Annotated in this window: 16 protein-coding genes; 15 read left to right on the top strand and 1 reads right to left on the bottom strand. The window is 61.6% G+C overall.

Features of this window, described 5'->3' with window-relative positions; all coding sequences use genetic code 11:
• Nucleotides 1-13: 13 nt before the first annotated feature.
• The gene (locus IPK17_RS31845; protein WP_343421763.1) at nt 14-583 is read right to left on the bottom strand and encodes a YsnF/AvaK domain-containing protein; all 570 of its coding nucleotides are present in this window, start codon (nt 581-583) and stop codon (nt 14-16) included.
• Between the two features lie 260 nt (nt 584-843).
• Here IPK17_RS31845 and IPK17_RS31850 point away from each other — a divergent pair, with 260 nt between their 5' ends.
• The 15 genes from IPK17_RS31850 to IPK17_RS31920 all read left to right on the top strand — a co-directional run bounded on the left by IPK17_RS31850 (nt 844) and on the right by IPK17_RS31920 (nt 16,187).
• Nucleotides 844-1,155, top strand: a complete 312-nt coding sequence (locus IPK17_RS31850; RefSeq protein ID WP_343421764.1) for a cupin domain-containing protein — start codon at nt 844-846, stop codon at nt 1,153-1,155.
• Between the two features lie 97 nt (nt 1,156-1,252).
• On the top strand, nt 1,253-2,023 hold the full coding sequence (locus IPK17_RS31855; RefSeq protein WP_343421765.1) for a hypothetical protein: 771 nt from the start codon (nt 1,253-1,255) through the stop codon (nt 2,021-2,023).
• An 84-nt stretch (nt 2,024-2,107) separates the two neighbouring features.
• Nucleotides 2,108-2,461 (top strand): hypothetical protein, encoded by a 354-nt coding sequence (locus IPK17_RS31860; protein WP_343421766.1) that lies wholly within the window; start codon nt 2,108-2,110, stop codon nt 2,459-2,461.
• Entirely contained in the window at nt 2,461-3,189 is a 729-nt protein-coding gene (locus IPK17_RS31865; RefSeq protein WP_343421767.1) for a phospholipase D-like domain-containing protein, read from the top strand. Before IPK17_RS31860 ends, IPK17_RS31865 begins: the two co-directional genes overlap by 1 nt.
• Before the next feature lie 125 nt (nt 3,190-3,314).
• Nucleotides 3,315-4,166 carry a dTDP-4-dehydrorhamnose reductase gene (gene rfbD / locus IPK17_RS31870; RefSeq protein ID WP_343421768.1) on the top strand — a complete coding sequence of 284 codons (852 nt, stop codon included), beginning with the start codon at nt 3,315-3,317 and terminating at the stop codon, nt 4,164-4,166.
• Nucleotides 4,167-4,268: 102 nt separating this feature from the next.
• Nucleotides 4,269-5,195 (top strand): CPBP family intramembrane glutamic endopeptidase, encoded by a 927-nt coding sequence (locus IPK17_RS31875; protein ID WP_343421769.1) that lies wholly within the window; start codon nt 4,269-4,271, stop codon nt 5,193-5,195.
• A 39-nt stretch (nt 5,196-5,234) separates the two neighbouring features.
• Nucleotides 5,235-6,581 carry an aminotransferase family protein gene (locus tag IPK17_RS31880; RefSeq protein WP_343421770.1) on the top strand — a complete coding sequence of 449 codons (1,347 nt, stop codon included), beginning with the start codon at nt 5,235-5,237 and terminating at the stop codon, nt 6,579-6,581.
• The gene (locus IPK17_RS31885; protein WP_343421771.1) at nt 6,581-7,537 is read left to right on the top strand and encodes a glycosyltransferase family 2 protein; all 957 of its coding nucleotides are present in this window, start codon (nt 6,581-6,583) and stop codon (nt 7,535-7,537) included. Before IPK17_RS31880 ends, IPK17_RS31885 begins: the two co-directional genes overlap by 1 nt.
• A 61-nt stretch (nt 7,538-7,598) precedes the next feature.
• Entirely contained in the window at nt 7,599-8,342 is a 744-nt protein-coding gene (locus IPK17_RS31890) for a dolichyl-phosphate beta-glucosyltransferase (RefSeq protein WP_343421772.1), read from the top strand.
• On the top strand, nt 8,339-8,992 hold the full coding sequence (rnhB, locus tag IPK17_RS31895) for a ribonuclease HII (RefSeq protein ID WP_343421773.1): 654 nt from the start codon (nt 8,339-8,341) through the stop codon (nt 8,990-8,992). Before IPK17_RS31890 ends, rnhB begins: the two co-directional genes overlap by 4 nt.
• 80 nt (nt 8,993-9,072) lie before the next feature.
• Entirely contained in the window at nt 9,073-12,315 is a 3,243-nt protein-coding gene (locus tag IPK17_RS31900; RefSeq protein ID WP_343421774.1) for a serine/threonine-protein kinase, read from the top strand.
• A 75-nt stretch (nt 12,316-12,390) separates the two neighbouring features.
• Nucleotides 12,391-13,494: a glycosyltransferase gene (locus IPK17_RS31905; protein WP_343421775.1), complete on the top strand. Its 1,104-nt coding sequence runs from the start codon at nt 12,391-12,393 to the stop codon at nt 13,492-13,494.
• A gap of 75 nt (nt 13,495-13,569) precedes the next feature.
• Nucleotides 13,570-14,244: a YveK family protein gene (locus IPK17_RS31910; RefSeq protein WP_343421776.1), complete on the top strand. Its 675-nt coding sequence runs from the start codon at nt 13,570-13,572 to the stop codon at nt 14,242-14,244.
• A 4-nt stretch (nt 14,245-14,248) separates the two neighbouring features.
• Nucleotides 14,249-14,749 (top strand): hypothetical protein, encoded by a 501-nt coding sequence (locus IPK17_RS31915; RefSeq protein WP_343421777.1) that lies wholly within the window; start codon nt 14,249-14,251, stop codon nt 14,747-14,749.
• Nucleotides 14,724-16,187, top strand: coding sequence for an NHL repeat-containing protein (locus tag IPK17_RS31920; RefSeq protein ID WP_343421778.1), 1,464 nt, complete (start codon nt 14,724-14,726; stop codon nt 16,185-16,187). Before IPK17_RS31915 ends, IPK17_RS31920 begins: the two co-directional genes overlap by 26 nt.
• Nucleotides 16,188-16,223: the final 36 nt, after the last annotated feature.

The following is a 16,223-nucleotide window of genomic DNA, read 5'->3' on the forward strand; positions in this document are numbered from 1 at the left end:
CCTCTTGCTTCTCTTACTCGACTGATTGATCGGTCTGGTCGCGCGTGACAGTGGCTTCTTCGCGCCGCAGCACATGCTCCTGCGGGTCGCGCACCACTGATTGCCGCCGGGTGATACGGATCTCCTCGCGTAGCAGCAGGCGTTTTTCCACGACGAGCACTTCCTCTAGAATGGGAATGATCATCGTGTCGCCTTCGTAGCGCGGTTCCAACGGTTGATCGACGTAGCGATCCATCGGTATGCGCTCGACTTCCACGCTGTCGCGGCGCAGAACTTCATCCACGACGACCGTTTCTTCGCGGACGCGCTTCTGGACGCGCACGGTGTTTTCCACGGTCTGCTTGTCCACGGTGAGTTCTTCCGCGGCTAACGGGATGACCGTCTGCTCTTCGACGCGGGAGCCGAGGCGGGTGAGATCGAGCTGGACCCGGTACGTGTTGGCCTCCGCATCCCAGTTGAGTGCTTCGCGCGGGATAGCGACCGTGCGTCCCGTGTGCAAACGCAGCCGGGCGAACTTGCCATCCAGCATCTCGATAACGCCTTCAGCCCCACTTTGGTCGATGACGCGCCTAGCCTGACTCATACAGCCACCTTCAGTTCCGTATAACCAACCCGATTGTATGACAAATCGCATTAATGCGGCTTGATCTCGACGCACCCTCTCACAGAGTATTAAGATTAAGATTGCGAGATTGTGCTCAACCCTGGCAGGATTGTGACGGTCGGCTGGTGGGGACGTTACAAAGTGTGACGTTTAGCGACCAAAAAGTTGATGAGCGTAACGGGTCAGGCCGGGCGATCCCGGCTACAATGACCATATCACGAGTTAAGGAGTTCATTACGATGGCCATTCACGAGCCCAAAGTCTACGTCGGACTCACCGAAGATCAGATCTGCGAACATGTCAGCCGCCACGGTCACAACGCGCATAAAGTGGTCGAACTGCCGCACGCCACCTACGAAAACCACCGGAATTCGCAGGATCTCGTCCTCGGTTTTGCCAGTGGCAGCGCCAAAATCACCATTGGCAAAGATGTCTTCAATGTAGCGGCCGGTGATCGGCTGAATATCCCCGGCAACCGTCCGCATTCGGGCGTGGTGGGCGCGGAAGGCATCGTCTACTTTGTGACGCAGTGCGAGAACTGCACCGACTAAACGGGCTTGACAGTGCGCAGTAAACTGGGAACAGTACAGGCGATCAGTTCGGTCGCGCTGCACGCTGAACAGTAAACTGTGACACTGGAGGCACTTTTTGCGGAACAATCCATCCGGTTATGTTCGACCCGTCCGGCGGCGGCAGACTTCGCTGGTGGCGGTGGGCTGTGGCTGCTTTCTGCTGCTCGGCGCATCCGCCCTCGTGATTCTGGCCGCCGTTTTGCTTTTCCGCCCGAACCTCTCCGGCATTGTCGCGCAGATCGCCGGGCTGCGCTCCGAAGGGGAAACGGCGCAGGTCTTTGACGAAGTCACGCCCGTGCCGACCATCGAACTGCTCAATCCCACGCAGCCCGCCGACATCAGCCTGAATCTGGGCGAGTACGGCGTGCGCGAGCTGGACCCCAACAGCAACCTCTACGACTTCACATTAGGCGAACTGCCGAGCGGTGGGCAAGCCGCCGTCGCCACGTTCAGCGAAGCGGGCTTGATGGAACTGTGCCGCGCGCAAAGCGCCCTGTGCAGCGACCAATCGCCCGACCCGCGCATCCGCAACCCGCGCATCGATCTGCGCCCCGGTGGGGCAGTCGTGTACGTCGACGTGACTTTCCCCGAGTACGGCGGCATCACGCAGACGGCGGGCATCGTGCTCACGCTGGACTCGACGCGCCGTCAGTTCGCTTTCGCCGGGGTTGACCTCAACGGCAGCCTGTACGCCGTGCCGCCAGAAAGCTTCGGCACGACGATCACCGAATTTGAGACGCGCGGCAATGAGCTGCTGCGCCAGCTCAGCGTGCAGGCGGGCGGCGGGTACTACTCGCTTTCCGAGGTTATCATCGACGACCAGAATCTCACGGTCGTGCTGCGGTAACCGCTAAAGGATTGGGTTGCGATATCAGAACAAATGGTTTAGTATCTGCCGCGCTTCGTTGGAAAAAGGTTGGAGGAGCACCGCATGCCGCGCAAATTGATTGACGCCGATTACCGGGCGGTCAAAGCCGAAATGCGCGCGCTGCTCATCGAGGTGGCGCGGGCACGCGAGACGATTACCTACTCGGAATTGTGCCTGCGCTTGCAGACGGTCACGCTGCACTACCATTCGCATATCTTTCACCGCCTGCTGCGCGACGTCTGCCGTGAGGCGTGGGAAGACGGCGATGGGCAATTGTGTGCGCTGGTCGTTACCAAGCAGACGGGCATCCCCGGCGGCGGCTACTTCGAGCGGATGGATGAGCGCTCAACCGATGACCTTGAAGCCGAATGGCGGCAGGATCTCGAAGCGGTGTTTGAGCACTGGAGCGAACGGTAGTGCAAACGGGCTTTGATATTGATTCGCTGCTGCGGTTTACGCCGCCGGGCTATTTGTGCGAACGGTGTTACGCGCTGCTGGTCGACGTGGGGCGGGTGGTGTGCCCGGTATGCGGCGTGCAGTACATCGCCACCGACCGTTACCCGATGCCGGATGAGTATTTACGCGCCAAAGGGCTGGATCTGCACTACAAAGACCTGATCGAGCACAGTCAGGCGCTGGCCCGCATTGCCCGCAAGACCCGCGAATCGGTCATGTCGCCGTATGGGCAGTACACGCCATACCCGCCGATCCGCGCGTTATTTGAGGCGCTGCAAAATGCTGAGAAGTTCGTGCATTTCACGACCTACGGCATCAGCGTGCTGATCCTCGGCGCGCTCAAACTGACGGCGCAGCGCGTCGACGTGCGCGGCATCGTCTCCGGCATCAAGCATGATATGGTGCTGCGCGAGATCACGGAGTATCACGACGAAGCGCCGCGCTTGAAACTGCAGGTCTTCCCAAATGACAGCCCGCACTTTCCGCATCAGAAAATTGTGGTGATCGATGGGCTGCTGGCGTTCAAAGGTTCGGCGAACCTGACCGATTTCGCATGGCGCAAGGCGGCGCAGGGGCGCGAGGTGATCGAACCCGTGACCGATGTCAACGAGGTGATCGACCTGCACAATCGCTATTTCAGCCCAGTCTGGGCGCACACGCGCAGCGACGAACGGATAGTCATGATTTAGGACTGAGGTGAAAGGACTGAGAATTTGCACGAGAGTGATGTCTGCTCTTACAACCCTGAAACGATTTTTCCTCAGTCCTCAAACCTCAGTCCTGGTGCTAGAACTCACTTTGCAAAGGGATGGCCATGCGGGTACTGGTGACGGGCGCGGCGGGGCGGTTAGGTTCACGGGTGGTCGAGGTGTTGAGCGCGCGCGGGCATACGCCGATCCCCGCCGATGTTGCCGAATTTGACATTGCCGATTACGCGGCCACCCGCGCGTGGATCGCCGCGGCACAGCCCGACTTTGTGATTCACCCGGCGGCGTGGACAGACGTGGATGGCTGCGCGCGTGAGCCGGACAATGCGATCACGATCAACGGACTGGGGGCAGGCAATGTTGCGGCGGCGACGGCGGATCTCGGCGTCCCGATTCTGTACGTGAGCAGCAACGAGGTGTTCGATGGCAAGGCGAAACAGCCGTACCGCGAATACGACCGGACGCAGCCCATCAACCCGTACGGCTACAGCAAATGGGTCGGCGAACAGGCGGTCGTCGGGGTTAACCCACGCCACATGATCGCGCGCACCTCGTGGTTGTTCGCGCACGGCGGTAAAAACTTCATTCAGACAATGTTGGGCGCAGCGGCGGCGGGCAAACCGCTGAAGGTGGTCGTTAACGAGATCGCGTGTCCGACGTACAACGACGATCTGGCGGTCGCGCTGGTCAACCTGATGGCGACGCGGCGTTGGGGGGTGTATCACATGGTCAACGATGGCTACTGTTCGCGCTACGACTTCGCGCGTTACGTGCTGGATCATGCGGGTTACGCCGAGATGCCGATCGGACGCATCACCAGCCATGCGTGGGCGCGCCCGTCGACGCCGCCGGAATTTACCCCTCTGGCGAATTTGGCAGGTAAAATAGTCGGTGTGACGCTGCGACCGTGGCAGGCCGCGGTGGACGCATTTCTGACCAAAGAAGGTTTATTCCGCTAACCGCGCACGACCGAGCAGGGATAACGTTGTCCCTGCTCTCACCGTACCCTTTCATCCTCGTCAGCGGTTTAATCTGTGCGCGGTGCCATTCAAGGGAGCACCATGACCGCCCACGCTTTAGCCACACCATCGGTTCGGCAGCAAGCCCAATCCACTCTGTCTGAAACTTTTCGTTCCCGCGCGACTCTGGCGTTCATCGCCCTGTGGGTGATCGGCGCGGTCGTGCTGCTCGCCTATGGGCATACCCCGTGGGGTGGACTCGCCAGCCTCACGGGGATCACCGTGTTCATGCTGATCACCGCGCTGAACACCCAACCCAACCCGCACCTTGTCGAAGTGGACGCCGGGGAGCGGCGCAAAATCTATTTGCAGCTCGCCGTGATTTTCCTCCTCATCGGGTTGACGGGGCTCCGTGGGATGCAGTTTCACGATCTCATCCCGTTCAACACCGTGATTCCGGGTTGGACGCCGTTGGTCGACGCGCTTGAACGCTTCAGTGGGCGGACGTTCGGCAACGACAATTACCTGACCAACCCCGTGTTGTACTTCGTCATTCCGCTGATTTTGCTCCTGCTGCTCGGCGCCAAGCTGCCGGATCTCGGGTTAGGGCGCGGTCACCGCGTCCTGCGCGTGACGTTCATCTGGTGCATCGTGCCCGTGCTGGCTATCGCCTATTTGATCGTCAACGGGGCGCTGCTCAATTGGGTGGGGCAGGTGATCCTGTCGAACGCGCTTAACAACGGCTTCTTCGAGGAATTCTTGTTCCGGGGCGCGCTGCAAACCCGACTGCGCCGCCTGCTGTCGCCGGGGTGGGCGCTGGTGCTGCAAGCCGTGATCTTCGGTGTGTGGCATGTCGGCCTCGGCTACAGCAATTTTGGCGAACCGGGCGGTGTGCTCACGGCTTTGGCCAGCACCATCGTCTTTCAGATGGGGTTAGGGCTGGCGTTCGGCTACATTTTCGAGCGGTCGCGTAATCTGGTCGCGCCCTCTCTGTTCCATGTCCTGTACAACAGCATGTTCTCGATATAGACTCGGTAGCCAGCATGACCAAACCAAAAAAAGGCGCTTATGATGACCACTTCTCAACTGGATAATGCCACTTTACAGGAACAGGACAAGCTGCAGCTCCACCCGCTCCAGCACCCGAAAACCCACGCCGATCCACTGGTGATCGAGCGCGGCGAAGGCGTGTATCTCTACACCGCCGACGGCCGCAAAATCCTCGACGGGATGGCGGGGCTGTGGAACGTCGATGTCGGCTATGGGCGCGAAGAACTGGCGCAGGCGGCCTACGACCAGATGAAGCGCATGGCCTTCACCTCGAATTTCGCGGGCATGACCAACATCCCCGCGACCCAGTTGGCGAAAAAGCTCTCCGGTTATGCGTATCCCAACCTCAAAACGACCTTTTTCACCTCCGGCGGGTCAGAAGCGAATGACAGCGCTTTTAAAATCGCCCGCTACTACTTCAAGCGGTTGGGCAAGCCGGAAAAAGTGAAGATCATCGCGCGCAAGTTCGCCTACCACGGCATCACGCTGGCGGCGACCTTCGCGACAGGCATCGAACGCTATCACAAGATGTTTGGCCCGGCAGTCCCCGGTTTCGTGCATATCGGCGCGCCGTATCCTTACCGCTTTGACGGTGAAGTCAAACCCGGTGAAACGATCGGCACGGCGGCGGCGCGCCTCCTCGAAGAAGCGATTCTGCGTGAAGGGCCGGAGACGGTCGCGGCGTTCATCGCCGAGCCGGTGCAGGGCGTCGGCGGCGTGATCGTCCCGCCCGACGACTACTTCCCCCGCATCCGCGAAATCTGCGATCAGTACAATGTGCTGCTGATCGCCGACGAGGTGATCACAGGCTTTGGGCGCACAGGCGAACTGTTCGGCTTGAACCGCTACGGCGTGCAGCCCGATATTCTGTCGTTCGCCAAGGCGATCACCAGCGGCTACCAACCGCTCGGCGGCAACCAGATCAGCGATGCGATTTACGATGCGATTCAGAGCGCGCCGGATACCGATAGCTGGATGCACGGCTATACCTATTCCGGTCACGCGACGGCGTGTGCGGTTGCGCTGCGCAACCTCGAACTGATCGAAAACGAGAAGCTGGTCGAACATGCCGCGCAGATGGGCGCGCGTTTACAAGCAGGTCTGGAAGCGTTCAAAGAGTTCCGCTTTGTCGGCGATGTGCGCGGCCTCGGTTTGATCTGCGGTGTGGAACTGGTGAGCGACAAAGACTCCAAGACGGCCGACCCGGCGCTGGCGGCTAAAGTCATGCGCATGTGTCAGGATCGCGGGCTGCGCACGCGTAACGTTGGCAGCACGCTCGCTTTCGCGCCGCCGCTCGTCATCAGCGCGGCGGAAGTCGACGAGATCATCAGTATTCTCGGCAGCGTACTGGACACGATTGTCTAATGCCGGTCACGCTCTCAATCGTCATCCCGAATTGGAACGGAGCGCGCTTTTTGCCCGTGTGCCTGGAGGCGCTCCGCCAGCAAACGCACCCCGCGCTCGAAGTGCTCATCGTCGACAATGCGTCGAGCGATGGCTCGCAGGACTTGATCCAGCGGGAGTACCCGTGGGTCAAGCTGATCGAACTGCCGACGAACACCGGTTTTACCGGCGCGTGTAACACGGGGATGCGCGCCGCCACCGGGGGGATCGTGGCGCTGCTCAACAACGACACCGAAGTGGATCCCGGGTGGGCGGCGGCGGTGGTCGATGCGTTCGCGCGGCATCCCGAAGTCGGCAGCGTGGCCAGCAAAATGCTGCTGTTCGAAAAGCGCGATCACATCCATACGACGGGCGACTTCTTCACCACGGATGGGCGTGCCGGGAATCGCGGCGTGTGGCAGAAGGACGAAGGCCAGTTTGACCGCGAGGAATACGTCTTCAGCGCGTGCGGCGGTTCGTCCGCGTACCGCCGCGTTATGCTCGACCAGATCGGGCTGCTGGACGACGATTTCTTCTTTTCCGGCGAGGATGTCGACCTCGGTTGGCGCGTCAATCTGAGCGGTTGGCGCTGTCTTTACACACCCGCCGCAATCGTGTACCATCATCTGTCGGCAACTGGCGGCGGAGTGACCGCCAGTTACTATGACGGGCGCAATTTGATCTTCATCCTCGTCAAGAATTTGCCCGGCGCGCTGTGGCGCAAATATGGCGGGCAGATTCTACGGGCGCAGGCGCGGCAGGCATGGGCGGCAATCCGTGCGTGGCGTGGCCAGGCGGCGCGCGCGAAACTGCGCGGGATGATCGCCGGAATCATCGGGCTGCCGCGGATGCTCAGGAAGCGGCGCTCGGTGCAGGCGCTGTGCCGCGTCTCGGCTGCGGAGATCGACGCGCTGCTGACTTCGGACGGCGTGGGTTGATTCCCAGCGATCAAGGTGAGGTAAATACATGCGCGTGGAACGCGCTTACGGAGAATCAGTTTTGACCCCTGAACAGCGCCCCCTGCTTTCGATCATTATGCCCGCGCACAACGAGGAACATCGGCTTCCCCCCAGCCTCGCGAAAATTGATGCGTTTCTGGCGAGCCAATCGTTCAGCGCCGAAGTGATCGTGGTCGAGAATGGGAGCCACGACCGCACCGCTGAAGTGACGCAGGCGTTTGCTGTGGAACATCCCTACGTCAAATTGATGGTGGTACAAACGCGCGGCAAAGGGCTGGCAGTCAAAGCGGGCATGCTGGCGGCGCAGGGCGAATACCGCTTCATCTGCGATGTGGATCTCTCGATGCCTATCGAAGAAATCGTCAAGTTTCTGCCCCCGTACGCTGATGGCTACGATGTAAGTATCGGCACGCGGGAAGGCGCAGGCGCGCAGCGCATCAATGAGCCGGAATACCGCCATTTTATGGGGCGCGTCAATAACTGGATCATCAAGCTGACTGCTGTGCGTGGCTTCGAAGATACCCAGTGCGGCTTCAAGATGTTCAACCGCCGCTCCGCCGAAGACCTGTTCAGCGTGCAGCAGATGACGGGCATCGGCTTCGACATCGAAATTCTGTTCCTCGCCAAGAAGCGCGGCTATACGATCCGCGAAGTGCCGATCACGTGGTACTTTGATGCGGACAGCCGCATGCGCCTCGTTCAGGACTCGCTCAAACTGCTGCGTGAAATCTGGGATATTCAGCGCAACTGGCGGGCGGGTGTGTATCTTCCCGTCGGCAAATGACCGCGCCGCACGCGCCCCGCACGGCTGGCCTGCAGCACGAACGCGCCCTGGTGGCGCAGGGTTATCGAGTCATCGTCGGGATTGACGAGGCAGGCCGCGGCGCGTGGGCGGGGCCGGTGGCGGCGGGCGCGGTCTGCCTCCCCCTCGACCGTGACGATGTCGCGCAGCTCCTCGCTGGCGTCTACGATAGCAAACAGCTCAGCGCGCGGGCACGGGGCAATCTGGTTGAGCGCATCCAGACGACCGCGCGGACGTGGGGCGTCGGTCGCGCTGAAGCCCACGAGATCGATGCGCTCGGCATTGTCCCGGCGACCTGCCTGGCGATGGAACGCGCGCTCGCCCTCGTGCAGGCGCAGGCCACCCCGGACTACCTGCTGATCGACTCCATTCGCTGGACGAACCGCCAGCTCCCGCACACCGCGCTCATTAAAGGCGACAGCCTGTCGCTGAGCATCGCCGCCGCCAGCATTCTCGCGAAAGTCGCGCGGGATGGCTGGATGGTCGAGTACGACGCGCAGTATCCCGGTTACGGTTTTGCCGGGCACAAAGGCTATGGCGTGGCGACCCATCACGCGGCGCTCCGCGAGCATGGCCCGACGCCGCTGCACCGCATGACCTTCGCCCCATTGCGCCAATTACGCCTGTTTTGATATGGCTTTTTACTCATTTATTCTGGCGTTCGGAATCTCGTATAGAATGATTAAGGTGATTTAACGTACTGCGGGATGCTATGGTATCGGTTTCTGCACTGAATGCATTTGAGACGATTGCCCGCCGGTATGAACTGCACGGCGTCTTGGGGCAGGGGGGCATGGGCATCGTCTATGAAGCCTTTGATCGCCTCACCGCGACGCGTGTGGCGTTGAAGATCGTGCGCGCGGGCAGTGCCACGCCCGATCAAACGCCGAAAGCCAGCCGCATCTCGCTCGCGAATGAGTTCCGGACGCTGGCGGCGCTGCGCCACCCCAATATCATCAGCGTGATGGATTACGGCTTCACTGATCACGATCAGCCGTACTTCACGATGGAAATTCTGGACCTGCCGCAGAATATCCTGCAGTTCAGCCAGATGTTGGGGCTGAACATGCACGCGAAAACCTGCCTGTTGATCGAACTACTGCAAGGCTTAGCCTACCTGCACCGGCATGGGGTCGTGCACCGCGACATCAAGCCGGATAACCTGTTGTACAGCGGGGGTAAGCTGCGCTTGCTCGATTTCGGGCTGGTCTCCGAAGCTAATCTTGTGAGCGATCTCTCGGGCACGCTGGCATATATCGCGCCCGAAATCTTCAGTGGCAGCACATGCAGCGCGCAAAGTGACCTATACGCGGTCGGGCTGATCGCGTACGAGCTGTACACGGGGCACTTCCCGTATCAGACGCGCAATATCACCAAGCTGATGCACAGTATTCAGCATGAAACGCCCGATATGCACCCCGTCGCCGCGGTGACCAATCCGGATGTGACGGCCGTCATCGCGCGGCTGCTCACGCGTGACCGCAACACCCGCTACAGCGACGCCGCCAGCGTGATCGTCGATCTGCTCAGAGCGTCAGACATGCCGCTGACGAGCGAAGACGCGGTCATCCGCGAAAGCTTTTTGCAGGCCGCGCCGTTTGTGGGGCGGGAGACCGAGCAAAGACTGCTCGAAGAGGCGCTGCGGGCGGCGACCTACGGGCGCGGCGGCGCATACCTGATCGGCGGGGAGTCGGGCGTGGGAAAGTCCCGCTTGCTCGACGAACTGCGCATTCGCGGGCTCGTGCACGGCATGAACGTCATCGTCGGGCAGGCGCTGGAGAACGACAGCCAGCCGTTCCAATTGTGGTATGAACCGCTGCGCGCGCTCGCCCTCAAAGTGCCGATGAACGAGAGCGAGCTGAGCATCCTCAAGGACATTGTGCCGGATATTGATGCGCTGCAAGGTCAGCGCGTCGATGTGGCTGCCCGTCTGGATGGCGAACAGTATCAGCAGCGCATGAGCCTGACGATCACCGATGTCTTTATACGGCTGCACACGCCGACGATGCTGCTCGTGGAAGATATTCACTGGCTGACGGAAAGCTTGTACCCGCTGGTGCAGCTCGTCGAGCAGGTGAAAGATCTGCCCATGATCATCATCGCGTCGTATCGCCCGGATGAAGCGCTCCTGATGCCGGATCTGTTCCCAGCGGCGCAGGTGCTGACGCTGCTGCCGTTCACGTACGACGAAATCCGCTTGCTCAGCCCCGCCATTCTGGGTGAGAGTGGGCGCGATCCCCAGGTTGTTGATTTCCTCATGCATCACACCGAAGGCAATGCGTTCTTCCTCGTGGAAACGCTGCGGACGCTGGCGCAGACGTCGGGGAGCCTGCGCGAAATTGGACGCGAGACCTTGCCTGAGACTGTGCTCTCCCAAGGCATGCTCGATATCAGCGTGCGGCGTTTACGTTTGCTCCCGGAATCTGAGCAGGTGCTCATGATTTTGGCCGCACTCTATGGCCGCGAAATTGACTTGGCTTATGTACGCCAACTGGATTCGGAGGCAGATCTTGATGCGTGGATGGTGCGCGGCATTAATGTCGCGCTGATCACCACGCGCGCCGGGTTGCTGCGCTTCAGTCATGACAAAATGCGCGAGGGGCTGCTGCATCTCGCCCGTCCGGAAGATTATCGGCGGGCGGCGCTGGCTGTCGAGGCCATCTACCCCGATGACCCGAACTACTTTGGACGCTTATATACGTGGTGGCGGGCCGCTGGGGAAGTCGCGACGGCGCTGCGCTATGCCCAGCGCGAATGCGAGAACTTGTTTCGGCGCGGGGAATACAAATTGCTGCGCAGGCTGCTGGATGAAATGCTGACAGCGACAGCGGATGCTGCGTTGTTGCCGGAGCGCATCGCGCTCCAACTGCTGTACGGCAAAGCGCTCTACCAATTGTTCGAACATCAGCCAGCCGAGGCGGTCGCGCAGAGTGTGCTTGAGGTGGCGGAAGAGCGCCAAGATCCGGCCATGCGCGCCGGAGCGCTTGTCTTGCTCGGTATGTTGAACGTGCGTCGCGGTGATCTCAAGGTCGCGCGCAGCCAGATAGAAGAGGCGCTCCGCCTGTATGCTGACCGACAGGACGTGACCGTCATCGAAACGCTGATGAACTACGCGGTCATCTTCTATGACCTGGGTGAGACAGCGCAAATGATCGCGCTGGGCCAGCGGGCATTGAGCATCGCTTCGGCTCTCGGTCTGGAGTATTGGATCGGACGCGCTTACAACATCTTCGCGTCGGCGTACTTTTTGGATAAGAATTTCGATCAAGCGGTGCACTATGCTTTGCAGGCGTTGGAACTCAACGAGAAGCACAGCGACCGGTTTGCGATGGTCAACACGACCAATACCCTCACAGCGATCTATGCGACCAAAGGCGATTACGCGGAGGCGCGGCGCTGGGGGGATGTTTGCATCCGCTTGGGTGAAACATCCGGCGCGCAGCTCGCGCTCTCCCAGTTACACGGTAATCTCGGTTATCTCAGCGCTCAGTTCGGTGAACTCGAAGCGTCTGAAAGCTATTTTCTACGCGGCATCGCCCTCTGCCAGCAGATCAAGCGCCCACAGAGCACGGCCAACCAACTCGGGGCGCTGCTGCAGGTGCAGATTTCCCTCCGCAAGTGGGCTGAGGCGACTGCCAGCGCTCGCCAATGGCTGGAAATCGGGCTGCAGATCGACAACTTGATCGGCGTGCTGCATGGTCTGTATGGGGTAGCGGATCTGGCGCTGTATCGGCGTCAGCCTGAACTGGCCGCGCGCTGCTTCGGCGCGATTCTGCGCTACGCCAAACCGCTGCATCGCGACCCCGGCGAAGAGGCGGCGCTGCGCCAGCGCATTGAGCAGCAGTTAGTGCCCGCCGAGGTGGAGCGCATCGTCAACGACGAGCAGCGCACTGAACTTGCGCCGCTCAGCGCGGATCTGCAAGCGTTTCTCAACGCGCCTTCCGTGCTAGAATAGCGTCCGATCGCGGCGGCGCTCATTGGTTTGCCGCGCGGAAGGAAATGCTATGCTCATCAGCCGGGCGGTCTGCCCGTGAAACTTGCCCTCGTCCATGACTGGCTGAATCAGCGCGGCGGCGCGGAAGACGTCCTCGAAACGCTCGTCGACATGTTCCCCGACAGCCCCGTCTATACCAGTATTTATGCCCCTGACCTAATGCCCGCTGCCTATCGCCAATGGGATATCCGCCCGCTGTGGATCAACAAACTGCCGGGCATTCACGCGCATCATCAGCCCTACTTGCCCGTGTATCCGCTGGCGTGGGGCGGGCTGGATCTCTCCGCGTATGATGTCATCCTCACCAACAAGAGCGGCTTTTGTCACGGCTTGCGGTGGAGCGGACGCACGATTCACATCTGCTACTGCCTCGCGCCGACGCGCTACGTATGGCAGCTTGATGCCTATATTCAGCGTGAAGGTTTCGGCAAGCTGACGCAGGCCGGGCTGCGCCCGCTCATCGCGGCGCTGCGGAGCTGGGATCTCGACGCGGCGCGGCGCGTGACGCATTTCATCGCCATCTCGACGGAGATTCAGGCGCGCATCAAAACGTACTACGGGCGCGACTCGGTCATCATCTTCCCGCCCGTCGACACGACACGCTTTCAGCCCGTCTCGTCGGAACAGGTCGAAGATTACTACCTCGTGGTGTCGCGCCTCATCCCGTACAAGCGCATCGACCTGGCGGTGCAGGCGGCGACGCAGCTTGGACTGCCGCTCAAGGTCGCGGGACGCGGGCGTGATCTGGAGAAGCTCAAGGCGCTGGCCGGGCCAACCGTCGAATTCCTCGGCTATGTGCCGGACGAGCAACTGCCGGGGCTGATGGCGCGCTGCACAGCGTTCCTCTTCCCCGGATTGGAAGATTTCGGCATCACGCCGGTGCAAGCGCAAGCGGCGGGTCGCCCGGTGATCGCGTATGGCGGCGGTGGCGCGCTCGACACGGTTATTCCGGGGCGTACGGGGGAAGTGTTCGCCGATCTCACGGTGGAAAGCCTTGTCAACGTGCTGCGCGATTTCGACGCTTCGCGGTATGATACAGGGGTGATTCGTCGGCATGCCGAACAGTTTGACACCGCGGTGTTCAAGCGGGAGCTGCTGGCGTACATCGAACAGGCTGTTCAGACTCAGCAGCAGGCCTAGAGACGCTCAACGGGGCGTCGATTCATCAGATAAAGCGGACGCGCTGACGTGCGTCCCTACTTGGGAGAGCAAGCGTTGGAACTCGCAATTGTTTGGGCAATCGTTCGCCGTTGGTGGTGGTTGATCCTCATCCCCATCGTGATCACGGCGGCGTTGGCGCTGCCAGATTTGCTGCGGCGTGGGGAATCCGGCGGCTTCAGCACGCTGCTGAGCTATACGGCGGCGCAGTCAATGGACGCGATTCCGCGGACGGATGGCGACTATCAGGATATCTGGCGCGCCTCTGAACTGACCGTTGATGCCTTCACAGACTGGGTGCGCGGCAGCGCGTTTGCGACTGAAGTTGCGCAGGTTTCCGCCGAGAACGGCTATGCGTTCGATGCGGCGGCGCTGGCGGTTTCCGCCGATAACGAAGGGGTGGTCGGGCGGCTGTATTTGAGCTGGCCGAATGCCGATCAGCTCACGCTCATCACCGACGCGGTGATCACCGTGCTGGAAACGCGCAGTCAGGCGTATTTTGGGCAGTTGGGCGGCGCACCCGCCGCTGTGACCATTCTGCATCGCGCTCCGGTTAGCGCAGCGCCGCCGCCGCTCATGAATCGCTTTGACGCGCTGCTGCGCATCGGCATCGGCGTGATCGTCGGCCTCGGCCTCGCGGTGCTCGCGTATGCCTTTGATCCGATTCTGCGCCGCCGGGATGAGGTTGAGCGCCTCGGTTTCAAAGTCGTCGGTTCAATTCCCAAAAGGTGACCTGATGCGCGCTGCCCTCGCCGCCACCCTCGCTCTGCTCGTCCTCACTGCCGCGCCGCTGCTGGCTGAGGAATGGATCGTGTTTGTGTGGGAGACGGCGGGCATCACGCTTACGCTGCCGCGCACGTGGCAAGCCGCACCCCTCGCGGGCGATGGCCCCGCGGTCACCATCAGCGATAACGCTAATCTGACGATTCAACTGCGCGTGCTGGAAAGCGGCGATCCCGCCGAGGCGCTCACAGCGGACCTGCCCGCGCTCGATCTCGTGCACTTCGGCTTCGAAGCGGCGACGCTGTACGGACGCGCGGCGTGGCGCGCGGAAGCAGTCACGGCGAACCGGGCGTATTTGGGGGAAGGGCGTGCGGGTTACCTGCCCGATGACCGCATCATCGTGGCCGTCGCGCGCTGGACGGGGGGCACCCTGCCGCTCGATCAGGTGTTTGCGGGGTTATCGCTCACGCAGCCGATTTTGCCCGCATTTGCAGCCTCTGTGGACGCACAGTGACCACGCGCTGACGCAGGTGACCTACAGCGCGAACGGCGTGGTCTACGCGCTGTACGGTGGCGATGAGCCGGGTGTCCTCGCCATCAGTGCGGCGGATGGAACAGTCATCGGCGCGTACCCGTTTGCGAACCCAACCCAGCCTACGGATATCACCGCCGATGCGAACGGCACCGTGTACGTCGCAGACATTGTGTGCCGCTGCGTGCTGCGCCTGCATAACGGTGCGTGGCTTGACCCCGTGGGTGCGTATGCGGGGAATGCGCCGCTCGGCGTGGCCGTTGCCCCGGACGGCACGGTCTACGCGATTGACCGTTATAAAGACAATATCAACTACGCGCTCCATATCCTCGGCGCGGATGATCCGATCCCGCTCAATTTCAACGCGACCGCGCCGCCCTTCGTGCTGGTCGACGCCGACGGGCGCCCGCTGCTCGTCGAACGGTTGGCATCGCTGCTCGATCAGTCACTGGCCGGTTATCTCTCGACCGTGGAGAATGACGGCACGCTCAGCGGCTTCTGGCTGCCGGACTCTGCGCCGCTGCACGCCGATCCGCTCGATGTGACGGGTGATGGGCGCGGCGGCATCGTCATCGCCGGGGGGACCATCGTCTATGAGACGCTGTGGGGCACGCGCGAAACGCTGCTCGCCGTGGGCGGGCGGAGCGCGGCGCTGTCCGAAGATGGCTTACGCCTGTTCGTGATCGATGTGAACGGCGGATTGACGGGCTATAGCAAAGTCCTGCCCACGGATCGCGGCGGCGCGCCCCTGCACTTGAGCGGCGCGGGCGTGGGCTATGGCATGCTCAGCGAAGCCGCGCCCCGGCAGGCGTGGACGTATCAGGGGCACGCGGGCGAGACGATCAGCATCAACGCGATTGACCCGTCGCTGACGGATCCGCTCCAGCTCAATCTGGATATGGCGCTGCGCGTGTCTGGTCCGACGGGCGCGGAGATCGCCTACAACGACGATCAGCTCGGGTTGGATTTGTTCGGGGCATACGATGCGCAGATCGCCGATCTCGTGCTGCCCGCCGATGGCGTGTACACGGTCGCGGTGGAGTGGGTGCAGGGCGGCGGCGTGTATCTGCTCAGCGTGCGCAGCGATCAATGGGCGGCGGTTGGCGCAGACAATGTGATCCGCGTGGCAGGTGCGCTGATCGATGCGGCTCCGGTCGAACGGTGGGCGTTTGCAGGCACCGAAGGGGAGGTGATCACGCTGACGATGATCACGCAAAGCGGCGATCTCGACCCCGCGCTCGAACTGCTCGGCCCGGACGGCGCGCGCCTCGCCTACAACGACGACACCACGGACGCCGCGATGGGCGTCAACGCGCAAATCAGCCGGGTCCGTCTGCCCGCAACGGGGACGTATGTCGTCGAAGCGTCACGCTTCGACGGTTCTGGTCGCTACGAATTGGTGATTTTACAGGTGGAGTGAAAGCCAAGATTCAACGCAAAGACGCAAAGGCTCAAA

Source organism: Candidatus Flexifilum breve (genome assembly GCF_016713355.1).